Here is a 21,638-nt window from a genome sequence, read left to right on the forward strand (position 1 = left end):
GAGTATATGATGATTTATCAATCTGCCAATCCACTTATCAAACATCTTGTCAATTCCATTCGCGACATCTCCATTGACGCACAGCGGATGCGAGAGTATATCGGCATTATTGCTCAGTTTCTTCTTTTCGAAGCCCTGCGTAATCAGCAGCTTATCCCAAAAACCATCTCCACATGGATCGGTTCAAAGGAGTTTGGCTTTTTGAAAGAGGAAAACTTTGTTTTTATTCCAATTCTTCGAGCAGGCATTCCTATGATGGAAGGGGTATTGCCTCTTTTTCCAAAGGCAAAAACCGGATTTTTGGCAATGAAAAGAGACGAAAACACATTTGAGCCGATTGTCTACTATGAGCGATTTCCAAAACTTGAAAACAAAACCGTCTTCCTCTGTGATCCTATGGTGGCAACAGGCGGGTCGCTGCATGATGCCATCAAGATAGTTGGTAAAGAAAATCCCGCTAAAATCATAACACTCAATATCGTTGGCGTCCAAGAAGGTCTGGAATATGCCCAAAGTGCTAATGAAAATGTAGATATCTATATCGCACAGATCGACGATCATCTCAATGATAAAAAATATATCATCCCGGGTCTTGGCGATGCAGGTGATAGAGCGTACAATACAGAAGAGTGATGGAAACAGTTTTCAAGAGGTTATGAAGCTTAAACGATACTATCTCGATCTCCGTGAGCAGGGTCTCGAAAAGATCCCGCAACCGGGGAAAATCGAAAAACTATAAAATTTTGCCTAGATATCTTCTAGTCACGGATTAAATATACTTTAAGAAGAACAAAAACAGCTCATAGATATAAATCATTTATGACTTTTAAAGTTGAGTTCCTCTTCTTTCACACATGCATCCTCGACTCCTAGATTGCAGGCTTGATGGTAGTAAAGGTACGCTTTTGTAAGATCTTTTTTGACAAGTTTTCCCTCTTCATAAGATAAACCAAGAAAATAGCATCCGATTCCATACTCTTCTTCACAGGCATCATTAAAAAGCTGCATGATTTTTTTGGGATCTCGTTTTAAATTGGCCTGCTCCTTCTCCCACATTACACCCAGATTGACACAACCTCTTTGATCGCCAAGTGCACAACTAAGTGAATAATACTTGACCGCTTGATAATCATCTTTTGGCAAGTTAACAGCTTTATCATACATATAGCCTATTTGCGTGCATGCAGAAGCTACACCTTCTTGACACTGTTGTAACAGTTTTTTCAATTCAGAAGCCTCTAACAGTAAGCCAAAAAGACAAAAAATGGCTATTTTAAACATCTCTTTTATCCAGTAAGATAAACTGATGCAACGCTTTGCAAAAGTCACTATAACAGACGATATTTTGCTCTTCGATATTTTCAGCAAGCTCCAGCTGCATCCTCAAATAATCTTTTTCGTTCCTGCGTAAAAACAAAACACCACAATAAAAAAATCCAAGCTTTCGTAATGCCTCGACTACCTCATCAATATTTGCCACACTTGCCAAACAGATATCAGCGTATACCATATCAGGATGCTTCTTCACTGCCTCTTCAAAGATAACAGTAGCTCTTTTTTCAAATCCTTTTGCACCATCAATCACAATCGTTGCAATATTAAAGGCGGGATTGTGTTCAACAGCAATCTGCTCTTTTTCTTTTGCCTTCTTTGCAATTTCAAAAGGTACCTGACACAATGCATAGGTCTTTTCTATCCAATCTTTATATCGTTTTGGGATAAATATTTTTCGTTTTGCTCTATTAAAAACCAGATACTCGACAACCGCTGCACCTCTTGTATCTCGAAACGGGTATTTGTGCCCTTTTAAGCGCACCATCTGGTGCAGTTCTCCAAGCTGCAAAGCGGTAGGGACAAAACCAAACCTGGCGTTTGCTTTTTGGCTGTAAGGATGAAAGGTGATAGCCTCTCCAAAGAGGGCACTAAGATGAAGCTCTTTTGCCTTTTGAATGAGTTTCTCAAACATCGCCTTCATGATCCCCATTCCCTTAAATTTTGGGTCCACAACTGCAATGCCGATTTCAGCCGTATTTGAGTTTGGCACTATGACAAGGGCAAAATGACCAACGATCTTGTCCTCAACTTGCGCGACAATTGAATGGATTGCACCGCTTCGCTCTTTTTGTACAATCTTTTCGGGAAAATAGAAAATATCTTTAAAGTATGTATAGCCATAATTTTTATAAATAAGCCTAGCAATACCTACTTCATCCCCTTCTTGAAAACTTCTTACAACGAGTCTATCTTTGAGATGCTCTTTTGCTATTCTGTCAAGATCGTCTCCTATATCGCTATAAAAAGGGATATCCTCTTGAAGGCGCAGATGCAATGGGACATATTTAATAACAGAAAACTTTTTCCCACCAAGCCCCAAATTAAAATATTTAAAGCTATCCACAAGCAAATAGACGCGGTTAAGACCTCTATTTTTCTCTTTGAGATCTAATGGTACCTGCTGTAAAATTTTTGGATCAAAAGGAAGGCCTTTATCTTTGACATCCACTTTGATACCATTATGAAAGAGCTCACATTCAATCTCGATAATACCCTCTTCATCTTTCTCATAGGCATGTTCAACCGCATTTTCAAAAAGCTCCCAAACCGCCTCAATCAATTCATCACGCTCTTTTCTTGGAAAAGAGACTATTTCGCAAAGCTTTTCCAAAAAACTTTGAACCGGTTTAAAAAACTCTATATCATTATAGGTTCGAATCAAAAATCTATTTTTCACAAAATTCTCCCATTGCCCTTAGGGCTGCTACACTTAAAATCTTCATACCAATCGGCAAAGCATCCTCATCCACATCAAATTTTGGATTGTGCTGGGCTACACAAGTCCCTTTTTTAGGATTACATACCCCTAGGCGAAAAAACGCCCCCGGAACAATCTCAAGGTATCTGCTAAAATCCTCTCCTCCCATGACAGGGTCTTTCAAATCGATCACGTTTGTTTCACCAATAATCTCTTTTGCCACCTCAACGATAATATCAACTGCTCTGTCATCATTGATGAGTTCAGGATTGCCATAGTCATAATGAAAGTTGTATTTTGCTCCCATCGAATGGCATATTCCATAAATGGTATCTTCCATCATCGCTGGAATCTTTTTTCTTACCTTTTCGTTGACTGTTCGAACAGTTCCCGTTAGCTTTACATGATCGCAAATGATATTTGGTGCCGTTCCACCTTCAATCGTTCCTAGACTTATAACTGCTGGATGCAAAGGATCGATACGCCTGGAGATGATATGATTGAGCGAATTGACACACATCGAAGCTACCAAAATCGCATCCACTCCTTCATGGGGTCTCGCTCCATGGGCGCTTTTCCCAAAAACCTCGATCTCAAAGGTATCGGCACTCGCCATCATAACCCCATATTTGTAGCCTATTTGCCCCGTCATGAGATAAGGATAAACATGGAGACCAAAAATTGCTTTGACATTTTCTAATGCACCGTCTCGTATCATCTCTTCTGCCCCACCGTCACTTACCTCTTCAGAGGGCTGAAAGATAAAGCGGATATTGCAAGGAAGCTCATCTTTTACATGTGCAAACGCAATGGCGGCTCCCACTGCTATCGCCGTATGGGCATCATGCCCACATGCATGCATCACTCCTGGCACTTCACTAGCATATGGCTTTTCATTTTGCTCTTGAATCGGCAGAGCATCCATATCGGCTCGAATCGCAACAAATGGTTTATTTTCATCCACCACCAAATCGGCTACTACACCATGATGCGTTTCGAATTCTTTGATACCATACCCTTCAATCTCCAAAATCCCTTTAACCAGATATTTGGTATGCTCTTCATGATGGGAGAGTTCAGGATGTTTGTGGATGTCCCTTCGTACATGGATCACTTTATCTTTGAGGCCATCAATGATTTTGAAAAGCTTTTTTTCTATCTCTGAATGCTTCATAGAAAGCCTTTTTTTTTCTATAATAAATCAAAAATGTTTAAAAGTTTCTATATCGAACATCGATAGAAAAGGGGATATCCGTTGACAAGATTCTGTTTTGTTCGGGAATAGGTTGAAGAGTCTTTGGAGCGTTTCGGAAGTTTTGAATGTAGTAGGGTCCTTTATACCCCTCTTTCTCAAGGAGTGTTGCAAGATATTGGATATCCCCTTCCTCTAACAAATCTGTATGAACCGTCGTGCGTACTTCGAAGGGGGTGGAGGAGCGAAGAAGAAAGCGGAGAGTCTGAAGCACTCGGTCATACAGATTGAAACTGGCAAAAAGAGTCTGTTTATAGGGGGGAGCTTTAAGATCCAAGGCAACAAAATCAAGGAGATCGGCATCCAGGAGACTCTGTACAACTTCAGGCCTGCTTCCATTTGTATCAAGCTTGATCAAAAATCCAAGCTCTTTGATCGAAGCACACATAGTTTGCAGATCTGGATGCAACGTCGGTTCTCCTCCACTAATCACAACCCCTTCCAAAAGACCTCTTCTTTTTTGTAAAAATTCCAAAGCCTTTTGGAAAGGGTATCGGTTCTTTCCTTGAACGATTTCGGCATTGTGACAATAGGGACAGTACATATTACAGCCAGCCAACCAAAAAATGGCAGCCGGCGTATCGGGAAAATCTAAAAGAGTAAATGGAGTAATATCATAGATGTTTATACCACTTCTAGACATCGCTTCTCTTTAAACTGCTTTCTCTCTTTATGCTCACCTTTCTTTCCGATATTGAAACTCTCTACTGGTCTGTGGTATCCCATCACCCTTGTATAGACCATACATTTTGTTCTTTTGTGTTCTAGGTGTTTTAAAATCTCTTCTCGTCTCATGAAACCTCCTTTTGTAGATACTCTTGAATCAGTTCTTCATCACATTTTGGACAATACTCATGCTCTCCACTCAAATACCCATGTTTCGGACAGACGCTGAACAAAGGCGTAACCGTAATATAAGGCAAACGATAGTTTGTTATCACAGCTTTTACAAGTTTTCTTGCAGCCTCAGCGCTGCTTACCTTTTCACTCATATACAGATGCAGCACCGTTCCACCTGTATATTTACACTGCAATTCATCTTGTAACTCTAGGGCTTCAAACGGATCATCCGTGTAACCTACCGGGATCTGAGAGGAGTTTGTATAGTAGATATGCTCACCAAACCCTGCTTGAATGATGTCTGGATAACGTTTTTTATCCTCTTTAGCAAAACGATAGGTTGTTCCTTCGGCAGGCGTTGCTTCAAGGTTATACAGATTGCCTGTCTCTTCTTGATAATATTTCAACCGCTCTCGCATGAAATCCAAAATCTCTATTGCAAACTGGATTCCACGCTCATCAGTGATATCATACTTATCATCAGTAAAATTTCGTATCATCTCATTCATGCCATTGACACCTATGGTAGAAAAGTGATTATCAAAATTTTTAAGATACCGTTTTGTATAGGGATACAGCCCTCTTTCAAATAGCATCGTGATAAAAGCTCGCTTTTTCTCCAACGTGCTTTTTGCAATATCCATGAGTCTCGCAAGCTCTTTGAAAAGCGCTTCTTTATCTCCTTTAAAGCGATATCCAAGCCTTGCCATATTGATCGTCACAACTCCGATACTTCCGGTCATCTCTGCACTGCCAAAAAGACCGTTCCCTCTTCGCAGAAGCTCTCTTAAATCCAGTTGCAACCTGCAGCACATACTGCGTACGGCATTGGGTTTGTAGCTGTCAGGGTTCTCTTTTCTCTCGCCTGTTACAGGATCGATAATATATTGGCTGCCGATAAAGTTTTGAAAATAGCTGCTACCTATTTTTGCAGTATTTTCGAACAAAATATCGGTATTTTCTCCATACCAGTCAAAATCCTCTGTGATATTGACTGTTGGAATCGGAAAGGTAAAGGGTTGCCCCGATTTGTCTCCTTCGGTCATCACCTCATAAAAGGCTCTGTTAATGAGATTCATCTCTTTTTGAAAATGTTTATATGTCAAAGAGGTTGGCCTGTCTGCTCCCCTCTCTTTCGCTTTGGCAACCATTTTTGGATCATCCGCAACATCTTCAAAAAGATGCCTGTCATTTTTTGTTGGGATCTGATCGGCCAAATCTTTTGGAACGGTCCAGTCAATCGTGATGTTGGTAAATGGGCTTTGACCCCATCGTGCCGGGACATTGAGGTTGTAAACAAAGCTCCGTATCGCCTCTTTTATCTCTTCGTAACTCAGATCATCTTTGAAAACATAGGGAGCAAGGTAGGTATCAAAGGAACTAAAAGCCTGCGCTCCTGCCCATTCACTCTGTAAAATCCCCAAAAAGTTTGCCATCTGTCCAAGAGCCGTTCGAAAATGGTTTGGTGGTTTGCTCTCAACTCTACCTCGTACACCATTAAATCCTTCATTAAGCAGGACCCTCAAGCTCCAACCGGCACAGTATCCTGTCAAACAGTCTAAATCGTGGATGTGGATATCGGCATTTCTGTGCGCGGCTCCCTCTTCGGGACTATACACTTTATCAAGCCAGTAGTTTGCGATTACTTTTCCGGCCAAATTATTCACAAGTCCCGCATTGGAGTAACCGGTATTGGCATTGGCATTGATCCGCCAATCACTTTTGTTGATATACTCTTCCACTGCATGGGTGGTATCGACAAATGTGGTATCTGGTGTAAGTCCTAAAATACGCTCTCTTTGCATCTTGTGCAAAAAGCGGTAGGTGATGAAAGATTTCATCACATCAAAATAGCCTGCTCGATGCAGTTCGTATTCGATAATATCCTGAATCTCTTCTACGGCTTTTACAGTATCGAAGCTGATACGAATAAGTACTGCTTCATACACTTTTCTGTCGTACGGAACCAAGACACTGTCAAATGCCGCTTTGATGGCATCTTCTATTTTGTATGGTTTAAACGATTCAACACTTCCATCTCGTTTGATGATCGCTTTAGGAAAGTTAAGCTCCATCGCTACTCCTTTGAAAGGATTGTAGCGAAGGAGAATGTCAAAAAAGAGGCAAAACTATGGCTATTTTGTGGCGTTTAGTCTCTTTTCCCCCAGCCCCCTCCCCCGGGGGTTTGGATGATGAGTCTATCGCCAGTTTTTGCAAAAAAGTGGATCTTTCCTCCAAGAGTATAGGTTCTACTCTCACGAATAAGATAGTTTTCTCCTCTTTTTCCCTCTTGGCCACCTGCAAGTCCATATGGAGCAAAAGCACGCCTTTCAGTTAGCAAGCTCAACTCAACTGGCTCCAAAAATCGATAGACTCGTTTCACTCCATCTCCACCTTTATACTTTCCATCTCCACCACTACCAGCTCGTAAGCTAAACTCTTCTATCATCATAGGAAACCGACTCTCAATCACCTCAACATCGGTAATTTTCGTATTGGTCATATGGGTATGCACTCCGCTCGCCCCGTCGCCATTTGGCGTCGCTCCAGCTCCTCCAGCAATAGTTTCATAATATCCAAAGCGCTCATTTCCAATGATCACATTGTTCATACATCCTTGACTCGCAGCAGCTACCTTAAATGCTTTGAAAATCACATCGACAATTCGCTGACTGGTAGTCACATTGCCGCCAACTACAGCCAGTTCTTTATCTGGATTTAGAAGAGTTCCTGTTGGTGCAATGATCTCAATCTCTTGCAGCAATCCGTCATTGAGCGGAATCTCTCTTTGCAGCATCACACGAATTGCATAGAGCACAGCACTTCTTAGTACCGCAAAAGGAGCATTTTGGTTGCCAAGAAGCTGTGGACTTGAAGCGCTAAAATCAAATACAATCTTTTCTGCTTTATAGACTTTCAAAGCAATCTTAGCTCCACTGTCCAAATAATCCTCGGCCTCTACTGTGTCAATCGAGTCAAAAAATTCTTCTACGCTTTTTTTGCTGATTGCTTTAATCGCCTCAAAAAACCAAGGAAGTTCCTCTTTTAACTCCACTAAACTCTTGATTCCTTCGATATTGGCGGCAATCTGTGCTTTGATATCGCTGATATTGTCTTCAATATTCCTAGCCCCAGCACTCTCAAAAATGGAGCGCAAAATCTGCTCATAAAATACACCATTTTCTACAATGGGCAAACTTTCAATAATCGCACCCTCTTCATGCAAAAATTTTGAAAAAGCGGGCATACTACCAGGAACTTTGCCTCCAATATCTGCATGATGGCCCCTGCTTGCCACCCAAAAAAGGGTTTTCCCATTTTCCATATAAGGCGTCACAATGGTGATATCTGGCAGATGCGATCCTCCTTCATAGGGAGCATTGGTGATGTAGGTAGCATTTTTGTAACCTTTAGCGATGATAGATTTGACTACGCTGCTCATAGAACCTAGATGAACCGGGATATGCGGGGCGTTAACGATCAAATCGCCTTTTTCATCAAAAATAGCGCAGCTAAAATCGGCCCGTTCTTTGATATTGACACTTCTAGCACTCTTTTGCAAAATATCCCCCATCTTTTTGGCAATAAACTCCAACCTATTGGCAAACAGAGCAACTTTTGCTGCTTCAATCACTCGTGTCTCTTTGCTCTCAACATCGATCATAATATCCCCATATGCATCAATCAATGCCTTGCTTTTTGCATCAAGAACGATAGTAGAGTGTTCCAAAGCTATGAGTGCCGGACCGGTAATATTGTTGTCTGCTTTGAGTTCGTTAAAAACTGGTACATCTTGCCATCCCTCATCAAAATAGACCTTTGTATATTGCACCGGCTTCATTACTCCTTGAGAAATTGTCGGACGTTTTGGCTTTTGCGAGGGTTTTATCAATGTGACCTTTACGCTTTCTATCTCTATATCCGATGTTGGCAAAAACCCAAAAATCTCTTGATAACGCTTTTTAAAATGCTCTTCATAGTTTTCATAGGGAACCTCGATGGAGTTGTTTGTTCCTTTAAAGCGAACAAAAACAGATCGCTGTTTTTGAAAATCCTCATAGCCTTGTTCCAATATTTCAAATGTTTTGTCTATATCCGCACCGGCCATTGCGACAAGCTCTTTTTTGACATCGGCATACGCTATCCCCACAGCAGACAAAATCCCGCTATGTCTGTGAATGAAAACCTTCCGTATACCAAGTTTTCTAGCAACCCCTACAGCATGCTGCGCTCCAGCCCCACCAAAAACACACAACGTATGCTCTTTTGGATCATACCCTTTTTTGATGGTGATCTCTTTAATGGCATTTGCCATATGCTCATTGGCCACGTCGATAAATCCCAAAGACACTTCTTCGATCGATTTGCCAAGTTTCTTTGCCAAAGGTATAAAAGCTTCTTTCGCAGCCTCCACATCCAACGGTTCTTTGCCACTTTTGCCAAAGATTTTTGGCAAAAACTCTGGATTAAGTCTTCCGGTAACGGCATTGGCGTCACTTACGCTCAAAAACCCATTTTTTCCGTAACACACAGGTCCGGGATCACTTCCACTGCTCTCGGGACCTACAACGAACATCCCTTCCTTTTCAAAGAGCCTGCTTCCTCCACCGGCAGCTACCGTGTGGATATCCACCATCGGATAAAAAATATTGCATCCTGCCACTTCATCGCTCATTTTAAGTTCAATTTTTCCGTCATAACGGCTCACATCGGTACTGGTCCCACCCATATCAAAGCCTATCAAAGGCTCCCCTTTATAGATACTGGAGAGTGCTACCACGCCACCTGCAGGACCACTCAAAAGAGCGTTGACGCCGCGAAACTCCTCGGGAGCGCAAAGTCCTCCATCGCTTTTTATGAAAAGGATTCGTTTTTGATCAATCTCCACACCTTTTAAGATTTTCTGGACATACTTTCGAACAACCGGAGTCAAATAGGCATCAACTACCGTTGTATCGGCTCTATCGATCGCTTTTTGCAAAGGAATCACTGCACTTGAAAGTGTTACCTCATAGCCACTCAATTGCTCTTTTATCTTTTGTTCATGGATTGGATGTAAGTAGCTATGCAGCAGCATCACCGCTACATGCTTATATGTTGGAGTCGGTATATGCTGTAAAGGTATTGCAACCACTGGTTCGCCATTTTGTAAAGCTATTCTCTCATCAACTTCCAATACCTCTTTATATAACGGCTTTGGCTTTTTGATATCCAGTGCAAAAAGATCGCTTCTATTTTGATAACGAATCTCCAGGATATCTTTAAACCCTTTCGTGACCAAAAAGGTTAGATCCACTCCTTTTCGTTCAAGCAACGCATTTGTCGCTACCGTCGTTCCAAGCCGTATCCACTCGATATCTTCCCAACTTTTTCCCAGCTCATCCAAAATTAGCTTGATTCCGTAACTGTTGGAGTCTTCATACAAAGGGCTTTCACTCAAAATCTTTTTTGTTACAATCTGTTCATCATTGACAATGGCATAGATATCGGTAAATGTTCCCCCTCTATCGATTGCTATTTTGATCATTTGTAACCTTCTTGTTAAAATCTTTGGATATTATAGTGCAAGAAGGAGTGAAAATGACAAAAATCGTTGCGACAATTGGACCAAGTTCAATTGAAAAAATAGACAAACTCATTCTTGCCGGAGTCAATGTTTTTCGGCTCAACTTCAGTCACGCCGATCACAAAACCCATAAAGCATCTATCAAAAAAATTCGAAAAACGGCTAAGAAACTTGGTACAAAAACAGCCATTTTACAAGATATCAGCGGTCCTAAAATTCGAATCGGCGAGGTTGATGGCATTTTGGAACTCAGCAAAGGCGACAAAATTCGCCTTGTCAAAACACATCCAAAATCAAAATATGACCTGACACTCAGTTATCCACAAATTATTGATGATTTACAAGTTGGCGAGTATGTCTTCTTCGCCGATGGAACCATCCGGACAAAAGTGATCGAAAAAGATAGCGACAGCGTTACACTCCTTGTCAAAAATCCGGGAGTCCTTTCAAGCAGAAAAGGGGTTAACTTTCCCCACTCCAATCTGCGTCTTAGTGCCATTACGCCAAAAGATGAGAAAGATTTACGATTTGGAGCCAAAGAGGGTGTGGATATCGTTGCAATCAGTTTTGTCAACAGTGCCCAAGATATCCAAAAAGCACGTTCCATTCTAGCCCAAGAGGGAGCAAATCCATGGATTGTTGCCAAGATAGAAACCAAAAAAGCGGTGGAAAACCTTGAATCGATTTTGCAAGCAAGCGATGGGGTTATGGTGGCAAGAGGAGATCTTGGCATTGAAGTTGGAATTGAAAAGGTACCTGTAATTCAAAAGCGAATCATCAAAGAGGCCAATCGATTAGCAAAACCTGTGATTACTGCAACACAGATGCTACTTTCTATGGTCAATTCTCCTTTTCCAACACGAGCGGAAGTCAGTGATGTAGCCAATGCAGTAATGGATGGAAGCGATGCGGTGATGCTCAGTGATGAAACAACGGTGGGGAAATATCCGGTCGAAGCGGTACAGACCCTTCGAAAAGTAATCAATGAGACAATGAGTATCTACCCATTTTACAAACGCTATGAAGGGAAAGATATTGATGCCATTGCAGGAAGTGTAGCGGATCTATGCCGTTCGATAAATCCAAAAGCCATAGTCTCCTTTACAAGCAGCGGCACAACGGTCAAAAGTATATCCAAATATCGCCCAAGTGCTCCTATCATCGCTGTTACACACGATAAAAAGACTTCCCATAAACTCTCACTGGTTTGGGGAGTACAAAACATTTTGGAGATGCCAAAAATAAAAAATCCAGAGCACCTCATCCAAAAGTTTTTGGATACGGCCCTTCGAGAGCAGTTTCTCTCACCAGGCGATACAGTTATCGTTACCATGGGGAGTATCGTGGGAAAAGAGGGAACTACCAATATGATACGGGTGGTTGAGGTGTAGTTACATATGCATGGGCATCATAAACCCGGCAAACAGAGCTCCAAATAGAAGCGAAAAAAACCAAAAAATAGCATATACAATAAACATGGCCGGCAAAGACGCCAACGCCAATTTCACCATAAACCATACAAGATCCCAAAACGGGATTTTAAGCCCCGTGATTACAACCTCTTTTTTCTCCATTGCTTACTCCACTACGCATTGTCGTATGTTGTATCCTCGTGGGAATTCTGGATGAACAAACTCCTCATTAACAATCTTCCATTCGCCCTTATTGATCAAAACATATCCTATCTTATTTGTTTTATCAAGACATAAAATGTTCTTCCCTGCTGCAAAAGCTTTCTTGACATTTTCTATATGATGTAAACGCCAGGTATAGTGTGCCACCAATGCAACGATCAAAAAGCCTCCCAAACCAAGCAAAACTTTTTTCGCATTGAGTTGAACAAAAGGTCGTGTCACCACAAACGCCGCAATCCCAAAGATAAAGAGTGAAACAAAAATGTAAACAAGTTCCTCTTTCAAAAAATCAATCAACATACTTTTGCTCCCATTCTTTAAATGCATCACTAAAGTATCGGATGCGCTGTTTTTTAAACTCCCTCGTAGAATAGAGATACCGATACTCTTTTGGTGCTATTTCTGCTTCAATCTCTTTTACAACAGCTTCTACTTCCTCTTTGCTTTTTCCATGAATCATACTGAAAAGCGGATAGGGCCAGTTGGGATAGGTGGGTCTGAGATAACAGTGACTCACTGCACTAAATTCAGCCACTTTTTGTCCAATCTCCTGGGCTCTTTCTTCATCCACACTCCAAACCACCATGGCATTGGCGTTAAATCCCGCTTTTCTATGATACAAAATCGAAGCAAAACGGCGCATATAGCCACCATCTTGTAATCTTTTAACCTCTTGCTGCAGCTCTTCATAACTTAACCCAAGTTTTTGTACAACCTTCTCAAATGGCTCAAAAACCGGTTCGATATCTTCTTGCAGCTCTTTTATAAGCTCATAATGGACTGGTTCAAGCTCAAAATCTATTTTTTTCCTTTTTGCTACTTTTTCCTTTTTGGATTTTTTGCCTGCAATATCGAGTTGCACCTGAATCTTGAACATCTTCTTTGTAGGCAAAATAATATACTCTTTGGCATTTGCATGCTGTGCCATCAGTTCAACTGTTTTTTCCAGTCCCAAACGGCTATTTGGCTCTACAGCTATGGTATACCAAAGATTAAATTCATGATCTCTTTCATAGTTGTGCGAAACGCCTGGATGGGTATTGACAAATGCTGCTGCTTTTTCAATATCATCTACTTGAAATGCAACAAGGCTGGATCGATATCCCAAAGATTTGGTATCAAAAATTGCAGAAGTTTGGCGGATGATTCTATTTTCTTTGAGTCTTTTATATGTATCTAAAACCTCTTCTTCTGTAGAATTGAGCTCATTTGCTAAATGCGCAAAGGGCCGTTTTGTCACGGGAAACTCTTTTTGGATAAGGGTCAGCAGCTCTTTTTCCATACATCGCCTCTTTTTTCTTTAATTGTATTTGTTTTATACTTTGGTTTCCTTGATAGCTGTCAAAATCCTTTATTTCAAGTTTGGCTATCATTACACAAAGGAGAAATATGAGCTTTTTCCCTGCTTTACTCAAACTACAAAATAGACGTATCTTGGTAATCGGCGGTGGGAAGATTGCAGGTGATAAAATTTCGCATCTTCTGGATTTCACACACAATATCACCATCATTGCCCCAAAAATTGGAGCTCGAGTATTGCAGATGGCGCAAGAAAATGGTCTGCAAATCATCCAAAGAGCATATCAAAAAGGGGATGTGAAAGGTTTTTTTATCGTTATTGTCGCAGTTGATGATCTTGAAGTACAAAAAGAGGTTTTTCATGAGTGCCATCAAGAAGGCGCACTGTGCAATGCGGTCGATAGCATAGAGTATTGTGATTTCATCTTTCCCTCCTATATCAAAGAGGGTGATCTTGTTATCGCTTTTTCTACCAGTGGAGCTTCACCGGCTCTATCAAAATATCTCAGACGCGCCATACAAAAGCTTTTGCCAAAAGATATTGGCAGTTTTTTGGAAGAGATTAAAGCTTTGCGCCAAAAACTGCCAAAGGGCAAAGAGCGAATGAAGCTGCTTGATAGCAAAGCAAAAGAGTATATTCAAAACTATTTCACAAAGGATGAAAATGTTCAGTAAAAAACTTGTTTGGGCCTTCTTCTTCGCGTTTTTGTTTGTGAGTTTCGTTGCCTTTTACTCCAATCTTCCAGAACCTAAAAATAAAAGAGTCTATACCGAGCTTTTACAATACTTTCCCTATAAAATCCAAAAAGAGCTTGGCGGGATTGATATTGTGGATAAACGAACAGGAAAAGACCTTGATATCGCAAACGCCCAGGTCTATTTAGCCTATGATGCATTGCTTAAAAAGTGGGGAAAGAAACATCTGCAGCTCAAAGGATCAGAACTTATTGTCTTAGACGACAATGGTAAGAAGGTGGGACAAATCACTCTTCATACCCAAAAAGAGCTTGCGTGGGTACGAAAGTTTTTTGGATTTTAGGGCATATCAAGATATTTGATAAGCCCTATGCCTTTATGTACGATTTCAGGAAATGTCAAAATTTTTGTACCGCCATATTTTAATCGAAAGATATTGAGTGCATCTTTGTTTCTCACTGGAATCAAATCATCGCCTTTTGGGCCTTGTAATCTGCTTCCAAAGACATAGATGGCTCCCTCAGCTTTAATCCAATCTCCGCTTATATAGTCTTTTACCATCAACTTTTTAAAATCAGTCTCTTTGGTCACATTGTATTCGGGAAACTCATATGGACGCAAATAAAAATAAAACATCGATTTTGGACAGCAAAAGAGAACTGTTTTGCCACTTTTAAGCTCTATTTTTGCTTGAAACTTTGGATATTTGTTGACATCGATGTGATAGACGGGGTCTTTAACAACCTCGGCAAAAAGTGCAACTACAAAGAGAATCAGCACTGCTATACGTTTCATACCCCCTCCTGTTATAAAAGATCTCGCTTTTTGAAAAAGTAATATCCAAGAGCTGCAAAGAAAAAACCTACAAATAGCGGATAAAAAAAAGCATACAAAATAAATGGCGTATGTCCAAAATTATCAAGTAAAAAGTACGCTACTGGCCCCATTACAGTGAGTTCCGGATCAAATAGGCTCATAGCCCCTACCCGGAACACTTCTAAAGGATTGAGCAGCGCTATTGAGATAATCACCTCATCACTCCATCTATTTGCAAGCATGAGTCCAATCAAAGCAATATCTAAAAAGGCCAAAAGTGTAATCCAGACCACAAAACTAGCCCCCAAGGCCACATCGTGTGATTTTACAATGGTAGAGATGAAAAAAGCGATTCCCAAAAAGGCGGCACACATGCTAAACAAAAAAGCACTGTAAACCAAAAGCATTTTCCATGGTAGCTCACCGCCTTTAAAGACCCCCCAGACCACACCTAAAATAAGTGCCAAAAAGACTGGAACGAAAACGATAAAAAATCTGCCAAGCATTTTCCCCCAGTAATACTCTTTCAACGAAACAGGAAAAGAGAGCATATACTCTAATATCGCACTCTCTCTGTCACCCGAAATCGACTTCACCGTTGTAATCAGAATAAAAATCGGCAATATTACAATAGTTACTTGCATATATACAAGCAATAATCTGCTAAGCCCAGTAAAGCCCATCACAACGCTATCGGTAATACCTGTAATGAAGAAAAGCGCCATCAAACCGCCAAAAACCAACAAATAGACAAGAAACCACCGGCTCCTTGTCGACTCTTTGATATCGAGTTTAGAAATCAAAAACAGATTTTTCACTGTTACTCCATATGCATTTTGTGCATTTTTCTTTTTTTGATCGTTTTTTCCATCTCTTCATAGCTAAGTCCTTTATCTCCTGCCTCACTTGGCAAAAGTGCACCATATCCAAAATCCATCGGTGTAGTATAGCCTTTGACATAGCGAGCTTTTTTCGCATCAATCCACTTTCCGGTTTTCGCATCGGTAATCCATACTTTTACAATGTAGATATCTGGATGAGACCGCTTCCAAAGCACATAACATCCTATATCATCAAACCTGTACACCTTTTGATGATCATCTACAGCCTGTACTGCAAATTTTCGCTCACTGATAGCCATTTTACACCGATCACATAGATCCCGATCCCAATGAATCGGTGGTGGCTCTTTGGTATAGTCTTTTTTTGAACATCCTGTTATAAAAAAAGCTCCTATGACCAATAACTGTGCCAGAAAAAAACTCCAAACTTTAAACCCTCTCATCTTCCACCACCTTTCCAAGATCCATATAAATCTTTCTATTGATCAGTGACTCCACCTCTTCCAATCGGTGCGTTATGTAGATCGTTGTCACCTTTTGATCCAGTTCTTGAAGCAAACTATAAAATCGCTCTCTCGCCTTTGGATCGAGATTTGCCGTAGGCTCATCAAAAATCAATATATCACTCTGCTTCGCCAAAGCAATGGCGATAAGCATCTTTTGCTTCATCCCGCCACTCAGCTTAAAAAAGGGTTTGGAAAGATTTTTCTCCAAAGCCAGATCCATCTTTTTCGCTTCTTGCTCGATAGACTCTCTCTTCACACCCGAACTTTTTGAGACATACTCCATCAATTCTGTTAGGCTGAGTTTAATGGGAGGAGGAGTTTGGGGAATAAAGCTGATATGATGCAAAACGTTTTGCCGCTCTTTGATAGGGTCAGATCCGTTTACGCGAATTGATCCGCTATCGAGATGGTAAAATCCCAAAATGGAGCGCACGAGCGTTGTCTTCCCGGCTCCATTGGGCCCCATCAAAGCAATCTTATCGCCATCTTCGATGGTTAAATCTATCCCATCCAGCACATTGACATCTAAAAATCGTTTTGTAGCTCCACGTACTTCTATCATACAAGATTCTTCAATCGGAATTCGAAGTTATACGCATCCTCATGGCATACGTCAAAACATCTTGCACACATTATACAATCGCCATCTTTAACGAACTCTTTAGTGATCCCTTTTTCTTTACGCTCTGGATCATATTTCGCTTTGAATCGTTCAAGAACATGCTCTTCAGGACAAGCGATAAAACAAGCTGCACAATGATCGCACTTGTCCATATCCCATTGAACTTTCATAGGGCTTGCCCATCCCAAAAAGCTGTAGGTCGTACCAATCGGGCAGACATATTTACACCATGCTCTTCGTGAATAGAAAATCTCTATAAGTAAAATCACAAGTACCCAAACAATTGCCAAACTCCACCCATATACAATGAAACGGCTGAGTATTCCTACAGGATTGATCACTTCAAAGACCATATATCCATCAATGGCTGCAGCCGCTAGAAAAATTGCCCAAAAGATATAGCGCACTCTTGGATTGAATTTACGCTCTTTAATGATATGTTTGCTCACAAGCTTTTGATGGAAATACTCTCCGATTTCACTTAAAAGCCCATAAGGACACACCCATCCGCAAAAGGCTTTTCCCCCGACAAAAAAATAAAAAGCCACAATCGTCGAAACCCCTATGATAATGTTGGTATGCACATGGTGTTCCGCTGCCAAAATTTCCAATGCGGAAAAAGGATCAATCAAATGAAATCCCAAAAGTCTTGAGCCTGTCAACGTACCTTCTAGAAACTGTATATCAATATGATAAGAAAGGAAAAATGCTAAATTTATTATGATAACACTCAGCCAGCGCCAAAAGCGCCAGGTAGGACGAATCTTTCCTTCTCTTGTTTTATAATAGAGTGTCGACCATAAGGGAGCACCTATGATTTCTCGTACACTCCAGTTGTATCTATCCACGACTCCCCCCTATTTGGATTGATTCATTTTCTGTGCAAAAGAGGCGATCTCTGTTGCCAACTCTTCTAGTTTCGCATCATCCAGTTTTTGCAAAAGTCCATACATCACATAATTTTTTCGTTTACCTGTTTTAAAATCATGCAACGCTTGAAGGATATACTCCTTGCTTTTTCCGATGAGTTTCGGACCTACAGCACCTTCACCATTGATACCATGACAAGAAGCGCAATTTCTACGATACAGTGGACTCACTTCAAAAGCGCTCAAGCGTCCCGCTTTTTCTTTCAGTACTTTTAACTTAGCCTCTTCCTGATTCTCCTCTTTTTTCTTAACCTGCTGCTGTTTTGAAGCTGCCTGTATCTTTTTATTCATAGGAACTTCGAGCTTGCTTTTTTCGATAATCTCATGAATCATCTGAAGTCTATGGACTTCTCGATCCAGATTTGCCATATACAAAATGGCTGCCACCGTAAGTGCTCCTGCTATTGCTGCAATAATGTGTCGTATCATTTTCTATCCTTTTGTCCATGTTGCTCGAGTAGTTTTTTGACTTTTTTGTTGAATGCTGCAATCTCTTCAGACAAAGCTTTGAGTTTTTCATCGCTCAATCTATGCACAAGCTGCTCCATTAAAACGTTTTTGCGTTTTCCTGTTTTAAATTTTTGCAGCTGTTCATAGATATAGGATCCATCTTTGTCGAGCAAAGATGGCCCTATGATTCCATTGGCATAGTCATCGTGACAAGCAGAACAGTAGATCAGAAAATCTTTGCTCAATTTATTTGCCCATAAAGAGATTTGTACTTTTTGATAGTTGTTGAGAATATGTCTATAGGCTCCAAGCTCTGTATACTTTCCTTCGTCTTCAACCTGATTTTGTGCTTGTTGCGCCTTATTGTAAGAGTAATAGAACTCCCCATTGTCACCGCTTTTTTTATTGACTGCTTTTTGTTCCTGTACTGCACCTTCTGTAATTGTAATCTTTGCTGGAGCATTCACTTCAGCCTCTTTTTTCTCTTTTTTTTCACCACATCCAGCGATAGCTAAAATAACAAGCACTGCTATCATCAACTTTACTATTTTCATACTCATGCCTTTTTCCCATAAACCTCTTCATAGGTTTTTCTTGGAATGATTTTTAATACATCGGTAGGACATAGCTCTACACAAGCACCACATCCCACACATTTTTCTCGGATTTCTGGAATATATCCGGCTCCTTTTCGTACCATTCCTATAGCCAAAGAAGGTTCAGGATATGGGCACAAATCTGCACATATCGTACACTGCTTGCCTACATACTTTTCTACTTTTTTCAAAAGTTCTGTCTGCAAAACTCTCTTTTCACTTGGTGATGGCAGATCATATACCTTCTTTTCCCGTCTTTCAGCAGGGGTCAAAACTTTCGTATGTTCATAGATAAGATCTTTTTCACTTTCGGGAACTGGCTTATTATAAAGCGCCAAACATGCACTCTCGTTTGCTATGATAGCCACTCCCATGTGTATTTTTCGTACATCGTCTGCTTTGCTGTGATCAAGCGCCCCGCTTGGACAGGCTAAAATACAAGGAAGTGCTTTACAAAGATAACAGCCCCTTTTATCTGGATCGATATAGGCTGTTCCAACTCCTGCTTTTCCATTTACATCTTCCAACATAATCGAATCATACGGACATACTTGTAGGCACTGCCCACACTTTATGCAAAGGGCCAAAAACTGATGTTCCGGCATTGCACCCGGCGGGCGAAGAGGAGACTCTTCTCGCTGTAAAAGCTCTTTTCCTCCCCACACCGTTCCAGCAGCAGCCAGGCCAAGTACACCAAGGCCTACCATCTGCTTCACAAAATCTCTTCTTTTTTTATCGTTCATGATACCCCCTCTTCATGCATCAGCGGCTTAGGATCGGTAAGTAGTTGAATAGGCTCCGAAAATGGTGCCAGCTTATACAAAAAATTTAAAATGCTAATCACCGGTGATCCATAAAAGAATCTGATATTTGGATTGAGAAGCCACAACTTATCCGCATAATAATAAAGCGTATAAGGCACATCGCCAATCCCATCGCCGTCTTGATCAAAACCTTGATAATCGTCCCAATAGTTTTCATACCATTTGTTCATAACTGCATGGATTCGTCCCTGGCCCGAATCGTCATAAACATTTTCCATATTTCCCTTAAATACGTTTTTCGTAATAAGATTATCTGTACTAAGGGAGTGAAAATGAATCCCTATAGAGTTATATAAGATTTCATTACCAACAATTTTGTTGATTTGTCCCGGTTCAAATGGACTCCGGTCGATATACAAACCCTTGGCACAATACAAAATGGTATTGTTTTGCAAGGTAAAATTGGATGCGTCTTTTAGGCCTATTCCGATACCAGTTGTTCCAAGGGAACTCATGATAATATTATTTTTTGCAATAGTGTCTTTTGAATACATAAAAAATATCCCGACACTGTTGTGTTTGAAAATATTGTTTTCTACAAAATTTCTCCCGGCATACATAAAATGAAGACTATATCTGCCATATTCGCCTTTGTTATGGACGATTTTATTGCCATGGCTATACCACACCACAAAATCTCTCGATTTATACAGATGGTTCTCTTTTAAAACATTATCGTTGCTGTACCAAAGGCGGATACCATCACCTCGAATCCCCAAGGGAAACGGTTTTGAAGTGATATAGTTGTGTATGATTTCGGAATTTTTTACATTTTGTAAATCTATACCAAACAGACAATTAACAATTTTACAGTGATCTATTTGCACAAAAGAAGCATCTTTTACAGAAATTCCCGCATCTATCTTTTCATGCTCATTACCGCTATTGCGAATAGTAAGTTTTTTTAAGATAACATTTGAACTTCTGATGGAAACAACGGTTCCTTCGCCTCCTCCATCGATAACCGTATCATGTCCAACAAGCATCAACGGTTTATCAATAACAATCGGCCCTTTGTACACTCCTTTTGGTAAATCAAGTCTGGAACCAGGTTTTGCTTTATTAATAGCATCTTGCAAGATTCCAGCCTGCAACATCAAACCAAAAAGAGTCAAAAGGGCCATCTTTTTCATGAAGCATTTCTCTCTTTGAGATATCTGTTTTTTGAAATGATGGCTAGAAGCGTAAAGAAACTAATCGCTAATAGCAGCCAAAAACCGATGGTAGGATAGGAGTGGGTAGTAAACTGTGCAACCTTCCCATCTCCAAATACCGTTGGCATAAATGGTTTAATTTTAAATGCTCCCCAGTCATGCATATGATGGCCAAACCAGTAGAGCCAGTATGCGTAAAATCCCAAGAAAATAAGTGGCAGCGCTACAGCAATCCACATGATATAGTTCAACCACTTCCAATCATAGAGGATAAACAGCACATATGCAAATGCCAAAAGAACGAGGACATACGGAGCCATCATTCTAAGATATGGAGCTCCCCGCTCCATCGGATCCATACCGATAAAGTGATTAATCGTATTCATCTCATGCACATCACCACTAAATCCATCAAAATGGTAGTATACAGGAATACCTTCTGGAAAGGCATCTTTTGGATAGTTTGGAGCTTCTAAGGATACATACCAAATAGGTGCACTTGCAACGCCTATCTCGGCATTGTACTCTATCATCTTTTTCAAAATAGGATTTTTATTTTTATCCAACGCTTCGGGAGGTGTGTTTGGACTCACATAGCGCCCTTTCATATAATAATCCCACACTTTATAAGCGATCTCTGGGATTTTATCTGCTTTCCCCTGTTTGGCAAGATAGTTAACATCATGTGTCAAAACTGCCGGTATAACGAACCAATAAAGCAGCACAGCCAACGCAATCAGGGCGTAGATCTGATATTTTTTCATCGTTTCATCCTTCATCAGAAATTATTCTTATCATAACACTATTTTGCATAAAAGCACATGATTTACATCAAAAATTAGTCTGGATTATTTTTATTA

The 21,638-nt window shown here is 40.5% G+C and carries 24 protein-coding genes; 4 read left to right on the plus strand and 20 right to left on the minus strand.

Annotated features, from left to right (window positions below; translation table 11 throughout):
- Nucleotides 1–9: 9 nt before the first annotated feature.
- Entirely contained in the window at nt 10–633 is a 624-nt protein-coding gene (gene upp / locus JG735_RS09055; protein WP_201334747.1) for a uracil phosphoribosyltransferase, read from the plus strand.
- Between the two features lie 180 nt (nt 634–813).
- Here the strand turns inward: upp and JG735_RS09060 are convergent, their stop codons facing one another.
- From JG735_RS09060 to JG735_RS09090, 7 genes are all read right to left on the minus strand, one after another.
- Nucleotides 814–1,227, minus strand: coding sequence for a tetratricopeptide repeat protein (locus JG735_RS09060; RefSeq protein ID WP_201334748.1), 414 nt, complete (start codon nt 1,225–1,227; stop codon nt 814–816).
- A 46-nt stretch (nt 1,228–1,273) separates the two neighbouring features.
- Complete coding sequence (locus tag JG735_RS09065; RefSeq protein WP_201334749.1) at nt 1,274–2,731, minus strand: GNAT family N-acetyltransferase; 1,458 nt, start codon at nt 2,729–2,731, stop codon at nt 1,274–1,276.
- On the minus strand, nt 2,721–3,926 hold the full coding sequence (locus JG735_RS09070; RefSeq protein ID WP_201334750.1) for a M20 family metallopeptidase: 1,206 nt from the start codon (nt 3,924–3,926) through the stop codon (nt 2,721–2,723). The genes JG735_RS09065 and JG735_RS09070 overlap by 11 nt, the downstream gene beginning before the upstream one ends.
- A 37-nt stretch (nt 3,927–3,963) precedes the next feature.
- Entirely contained in the window at nt 3,964–4,647 is a 684-nt protein-coding gene (locus JG735_RS09075; protein WP_201334751.1) for an anaerobic ribonucleoside-triphosphate reductase activating protein, read from the minus strand.
- On the minus strand, nt 4,629–4,799 hold the full coding sequence (nrdD, locus tag JG735_RS09080) for an anaerobic ribonucleoside-triphosphate reductase (protein ID WP_201334752.1): 171 nt from the start codon (nt 4,797–4,799) through the stop codon (nt 4,629–4,631). The genes JG735_RS09075 and nrdD overlap by 19 nt, the downstream gene beginning before the upstream one ends.
- Nucleotides 4,796–6,919 (minus strand): ribonucleoside triphosphate reductase, encoded by a 2,124-nt coding sequence (locus JG735_RS09085; protein ID WP_201334753.1) that lies wholly within the window; start codon nt 6,917–6,919, stop codon nt 4,796–4,798. Before JG735_RS09085 ends, nrdD begins: the two co-directional genes overlap by 4 nt.
- 74 nt (nt 6,920–6,993) lie before the next feature.
- Nucleotides 6,994–10,371, minus strand: coding sequence for a hydantoinase B/oxoprolinase family protein (locus tag JG735_RS09090; protein WP_201334754.1), 3,378 nt, complete (start codon nt 10,369–10,371; stop codon nt 6,994–6,996).
- Between the two features lie 53 nt (nt 10,372–10,424).
- On the opposite strand from JG735_RS09090, the gene pyk reads away from it, so the two are divergent.
- Nucleotides 10,425–11,801, plus strand: coding sequence for a pyruvate kinase (pyk, locus tag JG735_RS09095; protein WP_201334755.1), 1,377 nt, complete (start codon nt 10,425–10,427; stop codon nt 11,799–11,801).
- Here pyk and JG735_RS09100 read toward each other — a convergent pair whose 3' ends face one another.
- The 3 genes from JG735_RS09100 to JG735_RS09110 are packed head-to-tail and all read right to left on the minus strand — an operon-like array spanning nt 11,802 to nt 13,326.
- On the minus strand, nt 11,802–11,984 hold the full coding sequence (locus JG735_RS09100) for a hypothetical protein (protein ID WP_201334756.1): 183 nt from the start codon (nt 11,982–11,984) through the stop codon (nt 11,802–11,804).
- A gap of 3 nt (nt 11,985–11,987) precedes the next feature.
- Nucleotides 11,988–12,344 carry a hypothetical protein gene (locus JG735_RS09105; protein WP_201334757.1) on the minus strand — a complete coding sequence of 119 codons (357 nt, stop codon included), beginning with the start codon at nt 12,342–12,344 and terminating at the stop codon, nt 11,988–11,990.
- Nucleotides 12,334–13,326 carry an Lrp/AsnC family transcriptional regulator gene (locus JG735_RS09110; protein WP_201334758.1) on the minus strand — a complete coding sequence of 331 codons (993 nt, stop codon included), beginning with the start codon at nt 13,324–13,326 and terminating at the stop codon, nt 12,334–12,336. Before JG735_RS09110 ends, JG735_RS09105 begins: the two co-directional genes overlap by 11 nt.
- Nucleotides 13,327–13,433: 107 nt before the next feature.
- Between JG735_RS09110 and JG735_RS09115 the strand changes: the two genes are divergently transcribed.
- Nucleotides 13,434–14,018, plus strand: coding sequence for a bifunctional precorrin-2 dehydrogenase/sirohydrochlorin ferrochelatase (locus JG735_RS09115; RefSeq protein ID WP_201334759.1), 585 nt, complete (start codon nt 13,434–13,436; stop codon nt 14,016–14,018).
- Complete coding sequence (locus tag JG735_RS09120; RefSeq protein ID WP_201334760.1) at nt 14,008–14,382, plus strand: hypothetical protein; 375 nt, start codon at nt 14,008–14,010, stop codon at nt 14,380–14,382. Before JG735_RS09115 ends, JG735_RS09120 begins: the two co-directional genes overlap by 11 nt.
- Here the strand turns inward: JG735_RS09120 and JG735_RS09125 are convergent.
- From JG735_RS09125 to JG735_RS09170, 10 genes are read right to left on the minus strand one after another with little or no spacing between them, the layout of a single operon-like run.
- Nucleotides 14,379–14,834: a nitrous oxide reductase accessory protein NosL gene (locus JG735_RS09125; RefSeq protein WP_201334761.1), complete on the minus strand. Its 456-nt coding sequence runs from the start codon at nt 14,832–14,834 to the stop codon at nt 14,379–14,381. The two genes, JG735_RS09120 and JG735_RS09125, sit on opposite strands and share 4 nt — an antisense overlap.
- 11 nt (nt 14,835–14,845) lie before the next feature.
- Nucleotides 14,846–15,673, minus strand: coding sequence for an ABC transporter permease (locus tag JG735_RS09130; protein ID WP_201334762.1), 828 nt, complete (start codon nt 15,671–15,673; stop codon nt 14,846–14,848).
- 2 nt (nt 15,674–15,675) lie between these two features.
- Complete coding sequence (locus tag JG735_RS09135; RefSeq protein WP_201334763.1) at nt 15,676–16,140, minus strand: hypothetical protein; 465 nt, start codon at nt 16,138–16,140, stop codon at nt 15,676–15,678.
- Entirely contained in the window at nt 16,127–16,765 is a 639-nt protein-coding gene (locus JG735_RS09140; RefSeq protein WP_201334764.1) for an ABC transporter ATP-binding protein, read from the minus strand. The genes JG735_RS09135 and JG735_RS09140 overlap by 14 nt, the downstream gene beginning before the upstream one ends.
- A complete protein-coding gene (locus tag JG735_RS09145) occupies nt 16,762–17,673 on the minus strand; it encodes a NapH/MauN family ferredoxin-type protein (protein ID WP_201334765.1) in 912 nt (303 codons plus the stop codon). The genes JG735_RS09140 and JG735_RS09145 overlap by 4 nt, the downstream gene beginning before the upstream one ends.
- A gap of 9 nt (nt 17,674–17,682) precedes the next feature.
- Nucleotides 17,683–18,183, minus strand: a complete 501-nt coding sequence (locus JG735_RS09150) for a c-type cytochrome (RefSeq protein WP_201334766.1) — start codon at nt 18,181–18,183, stop codon at nt 17,683–17,685.
- Nucleotides 18,180–18,758 carry a hypothetical protein gene (locus tag JG735_RS09155; RefSeq protein WP_201334767.1) on the minus strand — a complete coding sequence of 193 codons (579 nt, stop codon included), beginning with the start codon at nt 18,756–18,758 and terminating at the stop codon, nt 18,180–18,182. The genes JG735_RS09150 and JG735_RS09155 overlap by 4 nt, the downstream gene beginning before the upstream one ends.
- 2 nt (nt 18,759–18,760) lie before the next feature.
- A complete protein-coding gene (locus tag JG735_RS09160) occupies nt 18,761–19,543 on the minus strand; it encodes a 4Fe-4S dicluster domain-containing protein (RefSeq protein ID WP_201334768.1) in 783 nt (260 codons plus the stop codon).
- A complete protein-coding gene (locus JG735_RS09165; protein WP_236583965.1) occupies nt 19,540–20,757 on the minus strand; it encodes a nitrous oxide reductase family maturation protein NosD in 1,218 nt (405 codons plus the stop codon). The genes JG735_RS09160 and JG735_RS09165 overlap by 4 nt, the downstream gene beginning before the upstream one ends.
- The gene (locus JG735_RS09170; protein WP_201334769.1) at nt 20,754–21,542 is read right to left on the minus strand and encodes a cytochrome C; all 789 of its coding nucleotides are present in this window, start codon (nt 21,540–21,542) and stop codon (nt 20,754–20,756) included. The genes JG735_RS09165 and JG735_RS09170 overlap by 4 nt, the downstream gene beginning before the upstream one ends.
- Nucleotides 21,543–21,638 lie beyond the last annotated feature (96 nt).

Origin of the sequence: Nitratiruptor sp. YY08-10 (assembly GCF_016629565.1) — a bacterium.
Lineage (GTDB): Bacteria > Campylobacterota > Campylobacteria > Campylobacterales > Nitratiruptoraceae > Nitratiruptor.

What these genes read in the sequence shown, in the direction of transcription:
- JG735_RS09105 (WP_201334757.1), bottom strand. Translation starts at nt 12,344, where the DNA reads ATGTTGATTGATTTTTTGAAAGAGGAACTTGTTTACATTTTTGTTTCA.
- JG735_RS09140 (WP_201334764.1), bottom strand. Translation starts at nt 16,765, where the DNA reads ATGATAGAAGTACGTGGAGCTACAAAACGATTTTTAGATGTCAATGTG.
- JG735_RS09085 (WP_201334753.1), bottom strand. Translation starts at nt 6,919, where the DNA reads ATGGAGCTTAACTTTCCTAAAGCGATCATCAAACGAGATGGAAGTGTT.
- JG735_RS09070 (WP_201334750.1), bottom strand. Translation starts at nt 3,926, where the DNA reads ATGAAGCATTCAGAGATAGAAAAAAAGCTTTTCAAAATCATTGATGGC.
- JG735_RS09155 (WP_201334767.1), bottom strand. Translation starts at nt 18,758, where the DNA reads ATGAAAATAGTAAAGTTGATGATAGCAGTGCTTGTTATTTTAGCTATC.
- JG735_RS09100 (WP_201334756.1), bottom strand. Translation starts at nt 11,984, where the DNA reads ATGGAGAAAAAAGAGGTTGTAATCACGGGGCTTAAAATCCCGTTTTGG.
- JG735_RS09110 (WP_201334758.1), bottom strand. Translation starts at nt 13,326, where the DNA reads ATGGAAAAAGAGCTGCTGACCCTTATCCAAAAAGAGTTTCCCGTGACA.
- pyk (WP_201334755.1), top strand. Translation starts at nt 10,425, where the DNA reads ATGACAAAAATCGTTGCGACAATTGGACCAAGTTCAATTGAAAAAATA.
- JG735_RS09160 (WP_201334768.1), bottom strand. Translation starts at nt 19,543, where the DNA reads ATGAACGATAAAAAAAGAAGAGATTTTGTGAAGCAGATGGTAGGCCTT.
- JG735_RS09165 (WP_236583965.1), bottom strand. Translation starts at nt 20,757, where the DNA reads ATGAAAAAGATGGCCCTTTTGACTCTTTTTGGTTTGATGTTGCAGGCT.
- JG735_RS09120 (WP_201334760.1), top strand. Translation starts at nt 14,008, where the DNA reads ATGTTCAGTAAAAAACTTGTTTGGGCCTTCTTCTTCGCGTTTTTGTTT.
- JG735_RS09090 (WP_201334754.1), bottom strand. Translation starts at nt 10,371, where the DNA reads ATGATCAAAATAGCAATCGATAGAGGGGGAACATTTACCGATATCTAT.
- upp (WP_201334747.1), top strand. Translation starts at nt 10, where the DNA reads ATGATTTATCAATCTGCCAATCCACTTATCAAACATCTTGTCAATTCC.
- JG735_RS09150 (WP_201334766.1), bottom strand. Translation starts at nt 18,183, where the DNA reads ATGATACGACACATTATTGCAGCAATAGCAGGAGCACTTACGGTGGCA.
- JG735_RS09125 (WP_201334761.1), bottom strand. Translation starts at nt 14,834, where the DNA reads ATGAAACGTATAGCAGTGCTGATTCTCTTTGTAGTTGCACTTTTTGCC.
- JG735_RS09135 (WP_201334763.1), bottom strand. Translation starts at nt 16,140, where the DNA reads ATGAGAGGGTTTAAAGTTTGGAGTTTTTTTCTGGCACAGTTATTGGTC.
- JG735_RS09115 (WP_201334759.1), top strand. Translation starts at nt 13,434, where the DNA reads ATGAGCTTTTTCCCTGCTTTACTCAAACTACAAAATAGACGTATCTTG.
- nrdD (WP_201334752.1), bottom strand. Translation starts at nt 4,799, where the DNA reads ATGAGACGAGAAGAGATTTTAAAACACCTAGAACACAAAAGAACAAAA.
- JG735_RS09170 (WP_201334769.1), bottom strand. Translation starts at nt 21,542, where the DNA reads ATGAAAAAATATCAGATCTACGCCCTGATTGCGTTGGCTGTGCTGCTT.
- JG735_RS09075 (WP_201334751.1), bottom strand. Translation starts at nt 4,647, where the DNA reads ATGTCTAGAAGTGGTATAAACATCTATGATATTACTCCATTTACTCTT.